9 protein-coding genes and 1 rRNA gene are annotated in these 18335 nt (G+C 60.6%); 4 read left to right on the plus strand and 6 right to left on the minus strand.

The annotated features are described in order from the left end of the window. The first annotated feature begins 208 nt into the window (after positions 1 to 208). A complete protein-coding gene (locus tag AO240_RS06160) occupies positions 209 to 1609 on the plus strand; it encodes an amino acid permease (RefSeq protein ID WP_099235570.1) in 1401 nt (466 codons plus the stop codon). A gap of 140 nt (positions 1610 to 1749) precedes the next feature. Next, complete coding sequence (locus AO240_RS06165; RefSeq protein WP_099235571.1) at positions 1750 to 3000, plus strand: OprD family porin; 1251 nt, start codon at positions 1750 to 1752, stop codon at positions 2998 to 3000. Positions 3001 to 3053: 53 nt separating this feature from the next. Here the strand turns inward: AO240_RS06165 and mmsB are convergent, their stop codons facing one another. Together mmsB and AO240_RS06175 are read right to left on the minus strand one after the other, a co-directional pair. Beyond that, positions 3054 to 3941 (minus strand): 3-hydroxyisobutyrate dehydrogenase, encoded by an 888-nt coding sequence (gene mmsB / locus AO240_RS06170; RefSeq protein ID WP_099235572.1) that lies wholly within the window; start codon positions 3939 to 3941, stop codon positions 3054 to 3056. Positions 3942 to 3956: 15 nt separating this feature from the next. Then, positions 3957 to 5474, minus strand: a complete 1518-nt coding sequence (locus AO240_RS06175) for a CoA-acylating methylmalonate-semialdehyde dehydrogenase (protein ID WP_099235573.1) — start codon at positions 5472 to 5474, stop codon at positions 3957 to 3959. Between the two features lie 131 nt (positions 5475 to 5605). Here AO240_RS06175 and AO240_RS06180 point away from each other — a divergent pair, with 131 nt between their 5' ends. Further along, complete coding sequence (locus AO240_RS06180) at positions 5606 to 6553, plus strand: LysR family transcriptional regulator (RefSeq protein ID WP_099235574.1); 948 nt, start codon at positions 5606 to 5608, stop codon at positions 6551 to 6553. 328 nt (positions 6554 to 6881) lie between these two features. After that, the gene (locus AO240_RS06185; protein WP_099235575.1) at positions 6882 to 7172 is read left to right on the plus strand and encodes a DUF3077 domain-containing protein; all 291 of its coding nucleotides are present in this window, start codon (positions 6882 to 6884) and stop codon (positions 7170 to 7172) included. A 1542-nt stretch (positions 7173 to 8714) separates the two neighbouring features. Here AO240_RS06185 and recD read toward each other — a convergent pair. The 4 genes from recD to rrf all read right to left on the minus strand — a co-directional run bounded on the left by recD (position 8715) and on the right by rrf (position 18228). Next, positions 8715 to 10805, minus strand: a complete 2091-nt coding sequence (recD, locus tag AO240_RS06190) for an exodeoxyribonuclease V subunit alpha (RefSeq protein WP_099235576.1) — start codon at positions 10803 to 10805, stop codon at positions 8715 to 8717. After that, a complete protein-coding gene (recB, locus tag AO240_RS06195) occupies positions 10802 to 14473 on the minus strand; it encodes an exodeoxyribonuclease V subunit beta (protein WP_099235577.1) in 3672 nt (1223 codons plus the stop codon). Before recB ends, recD begins: the two co-directional genes overlap by 4 nt. Next, the gene (gene recC, locus AO240_RS06200; protein ID WP_099235578.1) at positions 14470 to 17922 is read right to left on the minus strand and encodes an exodeoxyribonuclease V subunit gamma; all 3453 of its coding nucleotides are present in this window, start codon (positions 17920 to 17922) and stop codon (positions 14470 to 14472) included. The genes recB and recC overlap by 4 nt, the downstream gene beginning before the upstream one ends. A 190-nt stretch (positions 17923 to 18112) precedes the next feature. Continuing rightward, positions 18113 to 18228: ribosomal RNA gene (gene rrf / locus AO240_RS06205) — 5S ribosomal RNA — on the minus strand. Positions 18229 to 18335: the final 107 nt, after the last annotated feature.

Raw genomic sequence — 18335 nt, forward strand, 5'->3', positions numbered from 1 at the left:
TACAGCGATCGCCGTGGGGGCTTGCGCCCTGCCCAAGGCCCGCGCCAATGGTCGAATCGGTCCCGCAATGGCTAGCAGATCAGGCACTTGATGGCGTTCAGCTGTATTACGAAAAGTTTACGCAGAGTAATATCTGCCCCCTCAGCACTTCTGAGGGCGGGTGCGGCGTGCAATCCCTCTCAAGAAATACCAGTCGATAGGAAAGTTAATGGCGGATGACATGGTTAACCCGGTAGGCCTCAAGCGTGGCCTGAAGAACCGGCATATTCAGCTGATTGCCTTGGGAGGGGCGATTGGCACGGGGTTGTTCCTTGGCTCGGCCGGGGTACTCAAGTCGGCAGGCCCGTCGATGATCCTGGGTTACGCGATTGCGGGTTTTATCGCGTTCCTGATGATGCGCCAGCTCGGCGAGATGATTGTCGAAGAGCCAGTGGCCGGCTCCTTCAGCCACTTCGCGCACAAATATTGGGGCGGTTACGCAGGCTTTTTGTCAGGCTGGAACTACTGGGTACTTTACGTACTGGTGGGCATGGCCGAACTGACGGCGGTGGGCAAGTACATCCAGTTCTGGTGGCCGGAAATCCCCACGTGGGTCAGCGCGCTGGCGTTTTTTGTGGCGGTGAACCTGATCAACACCCTGAACGTGAAGTTCTTTGGTGAAACCGAATTCTGGTTTGCGATCATCAAGGTGGTGGCGATTGTCGGCATGATCATGCTCGGCTGCTACCTGCTGTTCAGCGGCACCGGCGGCCCACAAGCCTCGGTCAGCAACTTGTGGAGCCACGGCGGGTTCTTCCCGAATGGCGGCATGGGGCTGTTGATGGCGATGGCGTTCATCATGTTCTCGTTTGGTGGCCTGGAGCTGGTGGGTATCACCGCCGCCGAGGCCAGCGAACCGCGCAAAGTCATCCCCAAAGCCATCAACCAGGTGGTGTACCGCATCCTGATTTTCTATGTGGGCGCGCTGACCGTGCTGCTGTCGTTGTACCCATGGGACCAACTGCTGCAAACCCTCGGCGCGTCGGGCGACGCTTACAGCGGCAGCCCGTTTGTGCAGATTTTCTCGCTGATCGGCAACGACACCGCCGCGCATATCCTCAACTTCGTGGTGCTGACCGCGGCGCTTTCGGTCTACAACAGCGGCGTGTACTGCAACAGCCGCATGCTGTTCGGCCTGGCCGAGCAAGGCGATGCGCCCAAAGCGCTGATGAAGCTGAACAAGCAAGGTGTGCCGCTGCGCGCACTGGCGGTTTCGGCGTTGGTGACGATGCTGTGCGTGGTGGTCAACTACATCGCGCCGCAGAATGCGCTCGGGCTGCTGTTTGCGCTGGCGGTTGCATCGCTGATGATCAACTGGGCGCTGATCAGCATCACCCACATCAAGTTCCGCAAAGCCATGGGCGAGCAAGGCGTGGTGCCGTCGTTCAAAACCTTCTGGTTCCCGTTCAGCAACTACCTGTGCCTGGCGTTTATGGCAATGATCATCAGCGTGATGCTGGCGATCCCGGGCATCCGTGAGTCGGTGTTTGCAATGCCGATCTGGATCGGGATTATCTACATTGCCTACCGGTTGCGGGTCAAAAACGCGAACCCTGCCGTGATGCGCTAACCCATTTGCCTGACCTCTGTCGCGACATGGCGCGCACAGAATCAGACAAGTCCTGCACTCCTTCAAACGAGTCCTAGGTCGGTTTAATAGAAGTTTACAGCAGCCTGTGATGAGCACTTCCACTCACGCAGGCTGCTTAAATGAACACAACAATCAACGTAGGCGTTTTAACCCTTTGCACCTTTCTTGCGCCCAGCGTATTCGCTGACTTCATCAGTGACAGTACCGGCAAGCTCGAACTGAAAAACTTCTACTACAACCGCGACTATCGCGACCCCGATGCCATGCAATCCAAGCGTGAGGAGTGGGCACAAGGTTTCGCCTTGCAACTGGAGTCGGGTTTTACCGAAGGTACCGTGGGTGTGGGCGTCGATGTGCTCGCCATGGCCGGGTTCAAGCTCGACTCAAGTGCCAGCCGAACCCGCAGCGGCCTGCTGCCGGTGCGCGAATCCGGCAAAGCCGAAGACAGCTACGGCGAGGTAGGTTTTACCGCCAAACTGAGGGCTTCAAAAAGTACGCTGAAAGTTGGCACGCTGGTGATGCCACCGCTGCCGTTTTTGGAAAAAAACATCGGCAGTTTGCAGCCGCAACTGTTCAAGGGGGCCTATCTGCGCTCGCAGGAAGTGCAAGACCTGACGCTGGATGCGGGCAGAATCACCCAGGTCAATCAAGGCAACTCCACCAACTATGAAGCGCTGGGTGTGGGTACCGGCTCACGCAAGAACATTGTCGTGCGGGGCAAAAACCAATCGAACGCATTCGACTTCGCCGGCGGCAGTTACGCCTTTAATAAACAAATCACCGGCAGTTACTACTACAGCGCGCTGGACAGCCTTTACACAAAACACTCTGCCGCCGTTCAACATACCTACCCGATCGCCGAGAACCAAAGCCTGAAGAGCGAACTGCGTTACGCGCGCGCGACCGACAACGGCAACACCAACATCGACAACACCGCGTTGGGCGCGTTGATGAGTTATTCATGGGGCGCGCACAAATGGACCGGCGCCTATCAAACCATGTCGGGCGAAACGGGGTACGCCTCCCTGAGAGGGAGCTTCTCCTCGCTGGTGAACTTTTTCCAGTACAGCGACTTCGCCAACAAAAATGAAAATTCCTGGCAAGCGCGTTACGACTATGACTTCACCGCACTCGGTGCGCCTGGCCTTTCGCTGTTTACTCGCTATGCATCGGGCAGCAACGTCGACCGTGGCCCAGGGCGCTCGGACGGCCGCGAATGGGAACGCGATATCGACGTGACGTATGCGTTCCAGAACCCCACGCTTAAAAACGTGAAGGTACGTTTGCGCAACGCAATGGTGCGCTCCAACTTTGAACGCGATATCGATGAAACGCGCTTGATCGTCAGTTATGAGCGGCCACTGTGGTAACGCGTAGCCTGTAAAAAACGCGAGCCCACCGACGCGGGCTCTCGCAAATTTGCCTACTCGGGCTTGCGATAGCTGTTGATGATCGCCGAGAAGTCCTTGCCGCCTTCTCCGCGCTGGCTCATCGATTGATACAACTGTTGGGCCACGGCGCCGAGGATCACCGGTTGCTTGGCCTGGCGCGCGGCCTCAGTGGCCAGGCCCAAATCCTTGAGCATCAGGTCGGCGCCGAAACCGCCGGTATAACCCCGCGACGAAGGCGCAGTGTCGATCACGCCGGGCCACGGGTTGTAAGTATCTGAACTCCAGCAGCGCCCGGTGGAGCTGTTGATGATGCCGGCCAGCACGTGGGTGTCGATGCCCAGCGCATCGCCCAACGCCATGGCTTCGCTGACGCCGACCATGCTGATGCCGAGCAACAGGTTGTTGCAGATCTTGGCGATTTGCCCGGTGCCGACGTCACCGCAATGCACGATGTTGCGGCCCATCTGCGCCAGCACCGGTTGAAGGGTGGCGAACAGTTCCGGGGGTGCGCCGACCATAAACGTCAGCGTGCCGGCACTGGCGCCGCCGGTGCCGCCGGACACCGGCGCATCGGCCATTATCACGCCTTGTTTGGCGGCGGCAGCGGCCACATCGCGCGCGGTTTGCGGGTCGATGGTGCTGCAATCCACCGCCGGTACGCCTTCGCCGATACCGGCCAAAACGCCGTCGTCATTCAGCCACACACTGCGCACATGCGCAGCGGCCGGCAGCATCGTAATGACCAGTTCAGCAGCGTGCGCCGCATCACGCGGTGAGTCGCTGATGCGGCCACCCAGTTCGGCCAGCTCTTTGAGCACCGTTTGGTTGAGGTCGAACAGGCTAAGCGCGTGGCCGGCCTTGATCAGGTTGCGGGCCATCGGCGCGCCCATGTTGCCCAAACCGATAAATGCAATTTTCATGCTCGTCTCCCGAACTCAGCGCAAGTTGATGGTGGTGTTGACGCCATCGTTGACCGTGTCGTCGTCAAACCAGCGGCTGGTGACGGTTTTGGTCTGGGTGTAAAACTGCACCACTTGCTTGCCGTACGGGCCAAGGTCGCCGAGCTTGGAGCCACGCGAACCGGTAAAGCTGAAGAACGGCACCGGCACCGGAATCGGGATGTTAATGCCGACCTGGCCCACGTCAATTTCGCTCTGAAACTTACGCGCCGCCGCGCCGCTCTGGGTGAACAAACCGGTGCCGTTGCCGAACGGGTTAGCGTTGACCAGTGCGATGGCCTCATCGAGCGTCGCGACCTCGAGCACCACCAGCACCGGGCCGAAGATTTCCTGGGTGTAGATCTGCATATCCGTGGTCACGCCCGAGAACAGCGTCGGGCCGACGAAGTTGCCTTGCTCAAAACCCGGCACCGTGATGTCGCGGCCGTCCAGCTCCAGCGTGGCGCCTTCTTTCACGCCGCTTTCGATCAACTCCAAAATGCGTGCCTTGGCGCGCCTGGAAATCACCGGGCCAACATCGGTGCCCGCTTCGCTGCCGGCATTTACGTTGAGCTTTTGCGCCAGCGCCTTAAGGTCCGGCAGCCACTGCTTGGCCGCGCCGACCAGCACCACCACCGAGGTCGCCATGCAACGCTGGCCCGCCGCGCCGAAACCGGCACCGACCAGCGCATTCAACGTGTGTTCGCGGTTAGCGTCGGGCAGCACCACGGCGTGGTTCTTCGCGCCCATCATCGCCTGCACGCGCTTGCCGTGTTTGCCCGCCAAGTCATAAACATGCGTGCCCACAGCGGTCGAGCCGACGAAGGACACGGCCTTGATGTCTTTGTGCGTGCACAGCGCATCCACCACGTCTTTGCCGCCGTGCACCACGTTCAACACGCCAGGCGGCACACCCGCTTCCAGCGCCAGCTCCACCAGCAGCACGGTCGACAGCGGGTCTTGCTCGGACGGTTTAAGAACGAAGGTATTGCCGCAGGCGATGGCCATCGGGAACATCCACAGCGGAATCATCGCCGGGAAGTTGAACGGGGTAATGCCCGCGCACACGCCGATGGGTTGGCGCAGGGTGTAGGTGTCGACACCACCGGCGACGTTTTCAGCAAACTCGCCCATCTGCAACGTGCCGATGGAACAGGCGTGTTCCACCACTTCCAAGCCACGGAAAATGTCGCCTTCGGCATCGGCAATGGTCTTGCCCTGCTCGGCGCTGAGGACCACGGCGATACGTTTGGAGTGTTCGCGAATCAACGCTTGCAGCTTGAGCATGATGCGCATGCGCGCGCCGATTGGCGTCAGCTTCCAGGTCTGGAAGGCGCGGTGGGCAGCGTCGATGGCGGCATTCACTTCATCGGCCGTGGCAAACGGCACCTTGGCCAGCACTTGCTGGGTGGCCGGGTTGACGACGTCTTGCCAATGGGTGGTCCTGGACTCGAGCCATTCACCGTTGATCAGCAGCTTGACCTGTTGCACGGCAATGTCGGCAGATGCGTTCATGAGGGTCTCCAAATCTTATAGTTATGCAGAGACAAGGCGCGTAAACCGCCTTGGGAATGAGGCGTTCGGACTGTTTTTGGAGTATAGATGTGCAAACTTCTAATAAGAACGCACATAAAAGCCGGTTCAATATGCAAAAAAACATCACGTCCCTGGGCTCCCTGAACTGGGATGACCTCAAGTTTTTTCTCGAAGTGGCGCGCACCCGCAAAGCCAGCGTCGCCGCCAAGCGCCTGGCGGTGGACTACACCACCGTGTCGCGGCGCATCAGTTCGCTGGAAGTGTCACTCGGCACCTTGCTGTTCGAAAAATCGCGGACCAACGGTTTTGTCTTAACCGCCGAGGGCCAACGTTTGCTGGGCTACGCGGAGTCCATCGAAAGCACCTTGCACATGGCCTGCGAGCAAGTCTCCGGCTCCGGCGTGGCGCTCTCCGGCCATGTGCGCATGGGCTGCACCGAAGGCTTCGGCAGCTTTTTCATCACGCCGCAGTTGAGCCATTTCGTCGACACCTACCCAGCCATCTCGGTCGACATCCTGCCGCTGCCGCACTTCATCAGCCTGTCCAAGCGCGAAGCCGACATCGTTATCGCCCTGGAACGCCCGGAACACGGGCCTTACGTGTGCTGCAAATTGTGCGACTACACATTACAGCTCTACGCGACCCAGGATTACCTCGACCAACACCCGCCCATCCAACGCCCCGCCGATTTGGCCGAGCACCCGTTTATCAGCTACGTGGATGATTTAGCCTTCAGTTCGGAGCTGTTGTACCTGGCGAACGTGGTGCCCGGCGCCAGCGCAAGTTTGCGCAGTACCAGCGTGATCGCGCAGTACGTCGCGGCGCAGCAAGGCCGGTCGATGGCGATATTGCCGTGCTTTTTGGCGGCGCAGGATGCGCGGTTGTTGCCGGTGCTGGGGGAGCAGATTGCGATTACGCGGCAATTTTGGATGTATTGCCGGGAGGATCTGCGCAAGTTGAAGCGGATCACGTTGTTGTGGGATTACATCCGGGAGGTGACGGAGCAGAACGCGGGGTTGTTGATGGGGGAAACGCGGGAGATGCGCTTTGCGGATTAAAGGGCCATCAGCGACGTTTCGCTTTAACTTGCAGGACGTTTCCTAGAGACTCTCTAGCCTATTGCGCCTTACCGTTTGGGTCTCTAGCCTCTCTGGGTCGCTGCACATCAGCGATCGGGTTTAGCGATCCGGACTTCAAGAGAGGCACCGCACCAAACGAATCAGCTGGCAGCCGCCAGCTTTAAGCGTTTTATGGCGGCTGTGTGCGGGAGACCTTGAGTCTACCCGGGGCGCTCTCAACCCGGATCGCTAACCTGCACACAGCTGCCACCCTCTTCATGTTTAGCGATGTGATGTGGCGGCTCTACTTCAGCAGAGAGCAATCATCATGAGCAAAATCGTCCCCGACCCACCGCTTTCCTCCGTCACTACCCTCGGCATCGTCACCTTTGGCGACTACGGCGAAAATCAAAAACCATTGTTCCGCGTCAATTCCGGCATGCCCATCGGCGAAGCCCTGGAGCACGCCTCCACCTTGCTTTTTTACTCCAAGAAACTCGCCATGGAAGCCGCCATGGATGTACGCGGCGAGCAATACGCATGGGCCGCGCATTACCTGTGTGAGATGGGCAAAGCAGTCGTGGATGACCTGACGCAAGCAATGACGCCAGGCACTTAAGCGAACGCGGTTTGTAAAATGTGGGAGGGGCTTGCCCCCTCCCACAGTTGAACTGCGACAGCTGCAAAATTCTGCGCCACATTCCAATAAGTGTGGGAGCGGGCTTGCTCGCGATAGCGGTGGGTCAGTCAATAAATCAGTGGCTGAACGGCCGCCATCGGGAGCAAGCCCCCTCCCACACTTGAACTGCGTCAGCTGCAAAATTCTGCGCCACATTCGAATAAGTGTGGGAGCGGGCTTGCTCGCGATAGCGGTGGGTCAGTCAATACATCCTTGGCTGAACGGCCGCCATCGGGAGCAAGCCCCCTCCCACAGTTGAACTGCGACAGCTGCAAAATTCTGCGCCACATTCGAATAAGTGTGGGAGCGGGCTTGCTCGCGATAGCGGTGGGTCAGTCAATACATCCTTGGCTGAACGGCCGCCATCGGGAGCAAGCCCCCTCCCACAGTTGAACTGCGACAGCTGCAAAATTCTGCGCCACATTCCAATAAGTGTGGAAGCGGGCTTGCTCGCGATGACGGTGGGTCAGTCAATACATCTTTGGCCGAACCGCCGCCATCGGGAGCAAGCCCCCTCCCACAGTTGAACTGCGACAGGTGCAAAATTCTGCGCCACATTCCAATAAGTGTGGAAGCGGGCTTGCTCGCGATGACGGTGGGTCAGTCAATACATCTTTGGCCGAACCGCCGCCATCGGGAGCAAGCCCCCTCCCACAGTTGAACTGCGACAGGTGCAAAATTCTGCGCCACATTCCAATAAGTGTGGAAGCGGGCTTGCTCGCGATGACGGTGGGTCAGTCAATACATCTTTGGCCGAACCGCCGCCATCGGGAGCAAGCCCCCTCCCACAGTTGAACTGCGACAGGTGCAAAATTCTGCGCCACATTCCAATAAGTGTGGAAGCGGGCTTGCTCGCGATGACGGTGGGTCAGTCAATAAATCCTTGGCCGAACCACCGCCATCGGGAGCAAGCCCCCTCCCACAGTTGAACTGCGACAGCTGCAAAATTCTGCGCCACATTCCCAATAAGTGTGGGAGCGGGCTTGCACGCGATGGCGGTGGGTCAGTCAATACATCTCTGGCTGAACCGCCGCCATCGGGAGCAAGCCCCCTCCCACAGTTGAACTGCGACAGCTGCAAAATTCTGCGCCACATTCGAATAAGTGTGGGAGCGGGCTTGCTCGCGATAGCGGTGGGTCAGTCAATACATCTTTGGCTGAACCGCCGCCATCGGGAGCAAGCCCCCTCCCACAGTTGAACTGCGACAGCTGCAAAATTCTGCGTCACATTCCAATAAGTGTGGGAGCGGGCTTGCTCGCGATGACGGTGGGTCAGTCAATACATCTTTGGCCGAACCGCCGCCATCGGGAGCAAGCCCCCTCCCACAGTTGAACTGCGTCAGGTGCAAAATTCTGCGTCACATTCGAATAAGTGTGGGAGCGGGCTTGCTCGCGATGACGGTGGGTCAGTCAATAAATCAGTGGCTGAACGGCCGCCATCGGGAGCAAGCCCCCTCCCACAGTTGAACTGCGTCACATGCCGCTAAAGGCTGGGCTGCTCAAGGTCCGCTATATTCTCAGGCGCGGCGTCCAACTCCAGCATCAACCCGCTCAAGCGCTTGACCTTGCGCCGCACGGCCTCTTCGAATACGCCGCCGCGCGGCTCGATCAGGCTGAACCAGCGTTTGGCGCGGGTGATGCCGGTGTAGATCAGCTCTTTGGTCAGCACCGGGTTCAGCGCATCCGGCAATATCAACGCGGTGTGGGTGAACTCTGAGCCCTGGGATTTGTGCACGGTCATGGCGTACACGGTTTCCACATCGTTCAGACGGCTTGGCAGCACAAAGCGTACGCCGCCCTGGCCATCGTTGCGTGGGAAAGCCACGCGCAGCACCAGCGGGCCGCCATCGCTCTCGGGCAGTTTGAGAGCGATACCGATGTCGCCATTCATTAAGCCCAGCCCGTAATCGTTGCGGGTCATCAGCACCGGGCGGCCTTCGTACCAGTGTTCGTCGCCTTCGATCAGCCGCACTTTGCGCAGGGCGGCGGTGATGCGCAGGTTCAAACCTTCCACGCCCCACGGGCCTTTGCGCACGGCGCAGAGCAGCTGGAACGCGTCGAACGCTTGCAGCAGGTGTTGCGCCCAGAGGGTCCAGGCGGGGTCTTCACGCGGGGTATCGGCTGCCGGGCGCGCGCTTTGCAGCAGGTTGAGGTAATAGCGATAGCCTTGGGCGCCGTCGCCCTGCCCGTCCAGCACCAAGCGCTCCAGGGCAGTGTCGTGTTCGCCCTTGAGGCTGACACAAAACAGGTCAGCGTGACTGCGAGCGGCCAACAGCGCGCGCGCTTGTTCGGCATTTTGCTGGTTGACCCAGCGTGCCAATTGGCCGATGCCACTGCCTTCACCAAAACGCCGCGAGTAGCGCAGCATCACCACTTGCTGAGCCAGCGGATGGCTGCCGTCGTGGTCTTCCTGCAGGCCGCTGGCGCCGAGGTCTTCGCCGCTGACCGCTTGCAGCCACTGGCGCGTATCGACGCTGTACCAACCGGCCTCGGCGTCGCGGCACAAATCGCCGAGTACGGCGCCGGCCTCTACCGAGGCAAGCTGGTCCTTGTCGCCGAGTAATACCAGGCGCGCGTGGGGCGGCAAGGCGTCCAGCAGGTTGGCCATCATTTCCAGGTCGATCATCGAGGCTTCGTCCACCACCAGCACGTCCAGTGGCAACGGGTTGGCCAGGTGATGACGAAAGTGCCGGGTGCCGGGGCGACTGCCGAGCAGGCGGTGAACCGTGGTGACTTGCGTCGGGATTTTTTCGCGCACGTTGTCCGATACGTTCAGCGACAGCACTTGCTGGCTGATCGATTCGGTCAGGCGCGCGGCGGCTTTACCGGTCGGCGCAGCCAGGCGAATGCGCAACGGGCTGCCAGCTTCCACGGCGGGCGCCTGCAACAGTGCGAGCAGGCGCACCACGGTGGTGGTTTTGCCGGTGCCGGGGCCGCCCGTGACGATGCTGAATGCACCGCGCGTGGCCAGGGCGCAGGCGAGTTTTTGCCAGTCGATAACACCATCGGGCGGCGCTTGGTCGAACAAACGGTTGAGGCGTTGCGGCAAATCGGCGACCACGTTTTCCCGGCTGGCCAGGCGCAGGCGCAACGCTGTGTCGATGCGCCGCTCGTAGGTCCAATAACGACGCAAATACAGGCGCTTACCGCACAGCACCAAGGGCCGACTTTGGGCAGCGTCACTGCCATCGACCGCCCGCGCGACCAAACGACTGGACGCCAGCGCGTGGCACCATTCGGCGCCGTCCAGGCCCTCGAGCAATTGCGAAGGCAGCAGCATGGCGCCGGTTTGCTGGTCGCCCTCGGGCGGCAGCGACAAGGCAAAATCGGGGGCCTTGAGGGTTTCGAACAGGTCGAGGCATACGTGGCCGTGGCCGAGTTGGTGGCTGGTCAGCGCTGCCGCCAGCAACACCAAAGGGTCCGCGTGTGGATCAAGTTCGTGCAAAAAGCCGACGAAGGCTTTGTCCAGGGCGCGCAACCAGCCGCGATCAACCCAACGCTCCAGCAATTGCACCAAGTCGGCAGCACGACTGAGCGGCAGCAGGTCCTCAAGCGGTAACGGCGACAGGCTCATAACAGCACTCCTTGTTCCCAGGCGGGCTCAACCTTGGGCGGTATTGGCTTGCCCTGGAACAGCAGGTCCAGGCCTTCGATCAATTCGCGGGGCGGCCGGGTGAAATACGCGCCGTGGCTGGCGGACTGGGTACCGCGCAAGAACAGGTACAGCGCACCGCCGACGTGGCGGTCGTAGTCGTAATCCGGCAGGCGTGCCTTGAGCTGGCGGTGCAAGGCCAGCAGGTAAAGCACGTATTGCAGGTCGTACCGATGCTCCAGGATCGACAGTTCCATGGCGTCATGGGTGTAGGCCAAATCGTCGGGGCCGAGCCAGTTGGATTTGTAGTCAGCCACGTAATAACGGCCGTCGTGTTCGAAGGTCAGGTCGATAAAGCCCTTGAACATGCCGTTGAGCAGCACCGGTTCGGCGGCAACCCGCGAGACGCCGTTATGCGTGTACTGGCACACCAACTTGTCGAGGGCGAGCACGTCGACTTTGTGGCTGGCGAACCAAAATTCCATTTCGATCTGGTACTGCTGCAAGCTGCTCAGGGTGATGCGGTCGTTATCCACGGGCAGCGGCGTTTGCAACACATGCCCCAGCCAGCCACTGAGGGTGACGATCCAACCTTGCCAGTTACGGCGGTTGCAGCGCGCGCCCACAGCCTTCTCGATGGCCTCGGGTGTAACGTTGAAACCCTCGTCGCCCGCCCACTCCAACAGGCCGTGGAGGAAGGTGCCGGGGTTGGGACCGCGTGGGAAACGGTGAATATCGCCGCCGGACGCAGCTACTTCGCGCGGTGCGTCGGGGTCGAGGCGCTCGTCATCAAACAGCTTCTGGGCCTGTGGGCTTTCCGGTGCTTCAAGGCTGGCGGCGCTCATGCTGTCGCCAATGCGCAGCGCGCTGTAGGAGGCGATCCACCAGTTTTCGGCGGCCTTGCGCTTGGGCAGCAATGGCGCGAGCAAGGCGGCCTCGTTGCGTGGCGGGTAAAAAACCAGGTCTTGCGCTTCGGGCACGCAGGCGTAGTGGATGGCCGGGCAGCCTGCCTGCAAATCCAGCAGCCAGCGCGCCAAACCCGCGGACGCGCCCAAAGACGCGCCGCCGCCGAGCAGGTACCCCAACGCGGACAGGTGCAACACGGAGCGGCTGTTATTGCCTCGTTTGAGGTCGGCAATGCCGAGCCAGCAGGCGTGTTTGGCGCGGGTCAGTGCGACGTAGAACAAACGCAGGTCTTCGGCCAGGCGCTCGTCATCGGCCTGAGCGATCAATTCGTCGGTCGGCCGCAGGCTGACGTGGGACTTGCCCTGTTCGTCATGGTAGTGAAGGGGCAATCGGCTGCCGTCTACCGGCTTGGCCGAGCAGATGAAGGGCAGAAACACCAGGTCGTATTCCAGGCCCTTGGACTTGTGGATGGTCACCACCTTGACCAGTTGCTCATCGCTTTCAAGGCGCAGAATCTGCTCTTCACCGGCTTGCCCCGACAACGCCAGGTGCTCGGCCAAATGACGGATCAACGCTTGTTCGCCATCCAGTTCCGAAGCCGCCTGTTGCAGCAATTCGCTGAGGTGCAACAGGTTGGTCAACACCCGTTCGCCGTCGCTGCGCGCGATCAGGGTTTGCGGCAGTTTGAAATCGTGCAGCAGCCGACGCAGCATCGGCAGCACGCCTTGGGTACGCCAAATCGCACGGTAGCCACGGAATTGCATCACGCGGGTTTCCCACGCCAGTTCGTCCAGGTTCAGACGTTCCAGTTCAAGCAGTGGCAGGTTCAAGGTGACGCATGCCAGCGCAGCGCGCAGCGGGCGCTCTACATCCGGTTCCGCGCAGGCCTTGAGCCAGGCCAATACGTCGTGAGCTTCCTGGGCGGCGAAGACCGAGTCTTTGTCGGACAAGTACACGCTGCGCACGCCGCGAGCGGCCAGTTCGCCGCGCACGGCTTGAGCCTCCTTGCCGTCGCGCACCAGAATCGCGATGTTTGACGGCAGCACGCCTTCCCAGTGCTGGTCCTTTACAAAACCGGCCGTGCCTTGCTGTCCGCCATTGAGCAGCTCGACGATCTGCGTGGCGCAGGCCGCCGCCAGTTGCTGACGATACACCGCGTTGGAAATCGGCTGATCGGTGGGCAGGTGCCAAAGGTTCATCGCCGGCAACGTCTGGCCATTGACCTGCAGGTGCTCCTTGCGGCCTTGCGATAACACCGGGTGGAACGGCACCGGGTTATCGCCCGTCGGCTCGCGGAACAGGAATGCGCCACGGCCTGTTTCGGCGCGCTGGAACACATGGTTCACCGCCTCGACCATCGCATGGCTGGAGCGGAAGTTAGTGCCTAACGTGTGGTGGCGGCCGGTGGTTGATTGGCGCGCGCGCAGGTAGGTGTAGATGTCGGCACCGCGGAAGGCATAGATCGCCTGCTTCGGGTCGCCGATCAGGAACAGGCCGCTGTCCGTGTGGTTTTCTTCGATGCGGTAGATGCTGTCGAAGATGCTGTACTGCACCGGGTCGGTGTCCTGAAACTCATCGATCAGGGCCACCGGGAACTGCTCGCGAATCACACTGGCGAGGCGTTCGCCGCCGTCTGCCTGCAGCGCCGCATTCAGGCGGATCAGCATGTCGTCGAAGCCCATTTCGGCGCGTCGGCGTTTTTCTTCTTCAAACCGTCTACCCACCCAATCGGCCGCATGCTGCAACACGGCGGCATCGGGAGTTGGCAACGCGTCCAGGCTCGCTTTGAGGCTGGCCATCGCGTCGATGCCCGGGTGATGCGGCGGCTCGCCCTTCCAGGCTTCGGCCATACCGTCGGGCGTGAGCCGGCTGAAGCCGGTGCCGATGTCGAGTTGTTCGAGGGTTTCATCAGCGGCCCAGGCGCTGATTTTTTCGAACCAGGGCTCGAAGTAACGCGCCTGCATCTTGCGACCGTCGACGGCTTTGGCAGCGACGGCTTGCAGGCAGATGTCACGCAGTTCGGCGGCCCATTGCTGCCAGGGCGCCTTGAGGTTTACCAACGCTTCACGGCGTTCTTGCAGGCACGCATTGATCAGCTCGGCGGGCTCGCGGGCATCAAGCGCCGGCCGTTCGCTGCCGAACAGCGCGCGCACGCGCGGCATCAGCGCAGCGGGGCCGCTCCAGTTGTTGCGTACCCAGTTGAGCGCGTCGTCGTGCATCGGGTAGCAGAACAGCCGCCAGTAATCGCGCAGTACTTCGCCAAGCAGGTCGCTGTGATCGGTTTCCAGGGTTTGGGTGAACAGGCTGCCGCTGTCGAACGCGTGTTCGCGCAGCATCCGTTGGCACCAACTGTGGATGGTCGAGACAGCGGCTTCGTCCATCCATTGCGCGGCGATGTCGAGGCGGTTGGCACACGCGGGCCACTGTTCGGGCGGGTATTGATCGCGCAGCTCGGCGATCAGCGCGTCAGGTTGCCCGATTTCATCGCGAAAGAACCGCGCAGCTTCGGCCAGGCGGATGCGAATGCGTTCGCGCAGCTCTTTGGTGGCGGCATCGGTGAAGGTCACCACGAGGATTTGCGGCGGCAACAGTTCGCGGTCAAAGCCGGTTTCGTCGCCGCCGTGGCCGAGTACCAGGCGCAGGTACAGGGCGGAAATGGTGAAGGTTTTGCCGGTACCGGCGCTGGCTTCAATCAGCTGGCTGCCTTTTAGCGGGAAAGCCAGGGCCAAGGGTTTGCTGCTCATGCGCTGGCCTCCTCGCTGCTGAGTGATCGCCATGGGGCGTTGATCAGCGGGCGATACAGGGTTTCGCACCAGCCTTCAAATTCTTCGCTGGCCACCAGCGCAGCGTAGTCGGGGAACTGTCGGGTAAGCGCCGGGGTTTCGCGGCGTTCGCCATCAGTGGTCACGCCGTCGCCTTCGTAGGCTTTACTCGCGGCAGCCTGGGCCTTGGCGGGGTCGGTTTGGCCGAGCCAGGCAAAGGCTGTTTTGACCGCCACCGGCAACGGTTTGCGCATGCCGAGGTGCCAGGCCAACAGCAAGTTACCGAGTATTTCCTGGGCGGCGGTTTTTTCCAACGGCGCCAGTAGCAAGGTATCGTCGCTCGCGACCAAACCGGTACTCAGCGGCAAACCGCACGCGCAGGCCACCACGTGATTGACCCAGGGACGAATCAGCCGATGCCATTTGCGCGTCTTGATCGAACCGATGCTGTTGGGGATGGTGGTCACGCTTAACAAGCCGCCATCACTGCGCCGATGCAGGCCGCCGACCCAGCCTTCCAAGTGAATACCGTTGTGCTCAAAATTGATCGGTTCGGCCGCCGTTTGTGGCGTGGGCCAGAGCGCCAGTAATTGTTGGTAACGGTGCAGTAGATCGGGCAATGGCTCGACCAATTCGTTGCGCAGGCATTCGCCGAAACCGACCATGGGCAGCAAGCCGCTGCCTTGCAGGCGCAGGGCCTGAGCATGCAGGGCCTGGTCGACATGATCCGGCTGGCTGAGTGCGGCGTTGAGCAAGCTATCGCTGAGGCTGTAGCGTTGCAGCGCGTCGAGCACGAACGGTTCTTCGTCGGCCAGCGGTACTTCGGCGGCTTCGAAGAACACTTTCAGACGCTGGCTGAAGAAGTGTTTGACCGGGTTACGCAGGAAGTCCTGCAACTGGCCGAGGCTCAGCGGTTCGTCTTGTTGATGCGCGGGCAATGCTTCCTGGTTCAAGAGGCCGCCGGGTGTTTGGTGCAGCAACTGCCATTCGCGGGCGTAGCTGAACAGCGCGTCACCTGCGTGAAAGTAGCGCGCGCTGAAAGGCTGGAGCGGGTGCTCCTGGGTCATCGCATCGATAAGCGCTGTATCTGGTTGTGCGCTGTGCCAGCCGCTGGCGATATGGTCACGCAATTGGCCGATCAATACCGAGGCCGGGCGCTCACTGTTGTCGCGAATGCTGCGACCTACCCAACTGATATAGAGCTGGTCGCGGGCCGACAGCAGCGCCTCAAGCAGCAGGTAGCGGTCGTCTTCACGGCGTGAACGGTCGCCGGGGCGGTAGTCGCTGCCCATCAAGTCAAAGTCCAGCGGCGGTTGGGCACGCGGGTAGTCACCGTCGTTCATGCCGAGCAGGCAGACGAGTTTGAACGGGATCGCACGCATGGGCATCAGCGTACAAAAATTGACCGCTCCGGCGAGGAACCGCTGGGACAAGCGGCCTTGGTCCAGGCCAGCTAACCAGGCTTCACGGACTACGGTAAGCGGTAACTCGTCCTGCAGGCCGACGGACTCGCACGTTTCCAGCCAATCTTCTCTGAGCTGTTCGAGCTGGCTCAGCAGGTAGTCGTCGTGTTCGCTGCTCGCGAGGAAGAATAACTGCATCAGGCGTTGCAGGCGCTCGCCCCATTCCTGTGGCGCGGCCGGTTGTGACAAAGCGTGATGGGCGTCGTTCAGCGCATCGAGCAACGCAACCAGCGGGCCAATCAAGGCGGCGTCGAGGCCACCGATTTCGTCGTAAGGCTCGATACCGTCACACGCGACGCCGGTGCCGACTGCGTAACCCAAGAGCATGCGGCGCAGGCCGAATCGCCAACTGTTTTGTTCCAGCTCTTTCGGTAAACCCAAGCCCGCACGTTGCTCGGCGTTGAGGCCCCAACGGATGCCGGCGCCTTCGATCCAGCGGTGCAGTGTGGGCAGGTCGCGTTCTTTGATGGCGAAACGTTCACGCAGGGCCGGAACGTCGAGCAGGTCGAGAATTTCGCTGACCGGGAAGCGGCTGTCGGGCAGCTTTAGCAGATGCTCGACGGCGATCAGCAGAGGGTCGCGGCCACGCTGGCCTTGGTCGGTCAGGGTAAACGGGATGAAGCGTGGCTCGTTTCGCTCAAGCTGTCCGAACACGGCGCGGATGTGCGGTGCATAGCTGTCAACGTCAGGCACCATGACGATGATGTCGCAGGGGCGTAGCGCAGGGTCGGCACTGAAGCGTTGCAGCAATTGGTCGTGGAGTATTTCTACTTCGCGTTGTGCGCTGTGGGCGATGTGGAAGCGAATCGAGGTATCGCGTTGCAGATCGACAGCCGGCCAAAACTCACGTGTTTCATTGAGTGGGCGCAGCTCGAGAATATCGTTTTGCAACTGGTTGAGCAGCGTGGTGGGTTCGCTGTCACTGAACAGGTCGATTCGACCATCACTAAACGCTGCGCGGTAGCTGTTGGGATCGTCATAACTGTCGAGCAGGCTGATGTAGTCACGGCCCTGTTTACCCCAGGCGGCCAGCAGCGGGTGAGCATGCTGATGCAGGGTTTGCGGGTCGATGGTGACGGGCATGCCGGCCTTGCGCGCTTGGCGTTTGTACTCGTTACGCAGCAGGTCTTTGTCGGCGACGATGTCGGACCAATGGTGACGGCAAGGGTTGTGCACACACAGCAGCACTTGGCTGAAGCGTGCCAGGCCGGCGAGTGCTTCCAGTGCCTGGGCGGGCAAGGATGAAATGCCGAAAACGATCACGCGGGAAGGCAAGCCCGCAGGCGCTTGCTCAAGCGTATTGATGCGTTCGATAAAGCGCTGGTGAACGCCGGCGCGACTTTCGGCCATGCCTTCTTCACCCACATCCAACAGGAGTGCGCGCCACAGCTCAGCCTGCCAGCAGTTAGCGGGGTTCAGCGGCTTGGATTCGCCCCGCCCGTTGCGCAGTTGGTGGCGGCCAGCGGCCCAATCTTCCAGCCAATCGGCGCGGTATACCTGGTATTGGTCGAACAAGTCAGCCAAACGCTCGGCGAGTTGGTAGCGTTTACGCAGGTCAGTGTCATGGGTGAGGAATCGCTGCAACGGCTCAAAGTGCGGTTGGTCGATGAGCTGGGGTAGCAGGCGCATCAGGCGCCACGTCAGTGGTGCTTTATCGAGCAGGGACTTGGGCGGAATTTCGTCACGGCCCAAGACCATACGATAGAGCTGCCACATGAAACTGCCGGGGAGTTGCACATCGATTGCCGCAGCAATGCCGCAGCCACCCATATCATCTTCTTCCGGGTCTTCAGCAAGGGCTAACTTGAGCCATTGGGCGATGCCATTGCTTTGAACCAGAGCGATTTCATTTTCCAGGGGCGCGAGCGGATAACGCCGCATCCAACTGACGACCAGGCTGCGCAGCTCATCCAGGCGGTTGCCGTGAACCACCATGAAGCCAGCACTGAGGGACGTCGCATACGGCATAACGGCTTCCTTGGGAAAACCAAAATCGAGGGATCGACTTTAGCATTGAAGGCGGCGTGGGCGGTCTAGGGATGAAAGAACTGTGCACATTTGTCTCGGCCCAGCCGTGGGCAAGCAAGGTTTCCAGGGTTTCCGACCGCCCAAAACAAAACCCCTGTTTGCGTTAGCAAACAGGGGTTCTGGAATTTAATCTTGACGATGACCTACTCTCACATGGGGAAACCCCACACTACCATCGGCGATGCATCGTTTCACTACTGAGTTCGGGATGGGATCAGGTGGTTCCAATGCTCTATGGTCGTCAAGAAATTCGGGTACTGAGTCGTGACCTGATGGCCTCGCTTCAGCAAATTGGGTATGTGACAGCTTTCGGTGTTTTGTGAGATCGAACTTTCGGTTCTATCGTCTTCACA

This window comes from Pseudomonas sp. ICMP 460 (assembly GCF_002723595.1).
Lineage (GTDB): Bacteria > Pseudomonadota > Gammaproteobacteria > Pseudomonadales > Pseudomonadaceae > Aquipseudomonas > Aquipseudomonas kitaguniensis.

Bases quoted from the DNA above. Each gene is read 5' to 3' on its own strand.
- AO240_RS06160 (WP_099235570.1), top strand. From the start codon at position 209: ATGGCGGATGACATGGTTAACCCGGTAGGCCTCAAGCGTGGCCTGAAG.
- AO240_RS06165 (WP_099235571.1), top strand. From the start codon at position 1,750: ATGAACACAACAATCAACGTAGGCGTTTTAACCCTTTGCACCTTTCTT.
- mmsB (WP_099235572.1), bottom strand. From the start codon at position 3,941: ATGAAAATTGCATTTATCGGTTTGGGCAACATGGGCGCGCCGATGGCC.
- AO240_RS06175 (WP_099235573.1), bottom strand. From the start codon at position 5,474: ATGAACGCATCTGCCGACATTGCCGTGCAACAGGTCAAGCTGCTGATC.
- AO240_RS06180 (WP_099235574.1), top strand. From the start codon at position 5,606: ATGCAAAAAAACATCACGTCCCTGGGCTCCCTGAACTGGGATGACCTC.
- AO240_RS06185 (WP_099235575.1), top strand. From the start codon at position 6,882: ATGAGCAAAATCGTCCCCGACCCACCGCTTTCCTCCGTCACTACCCTC.
- recD (WP_099235576.1), bottom strand. From the start codon at position 10,805: ATGAGCCTGTCGCCGTTACCGCTTGAGGACCTGCTGCCGCTCAGTCGT.
- recB (WP_099235577.1), bottom strand. From the start codon at position 14,473: ATGAGCAGCAAACCCTTGGCCCTGGCTTTCCCGCTAAAAGGCAGCCAG.
- recC (WP_099235578.1), bottom strand. From the start codon at position 17,922: ATGCCGTATGCGACGTCCCTCAGTGCTGGCTTCATGGTGGTTCACGGC.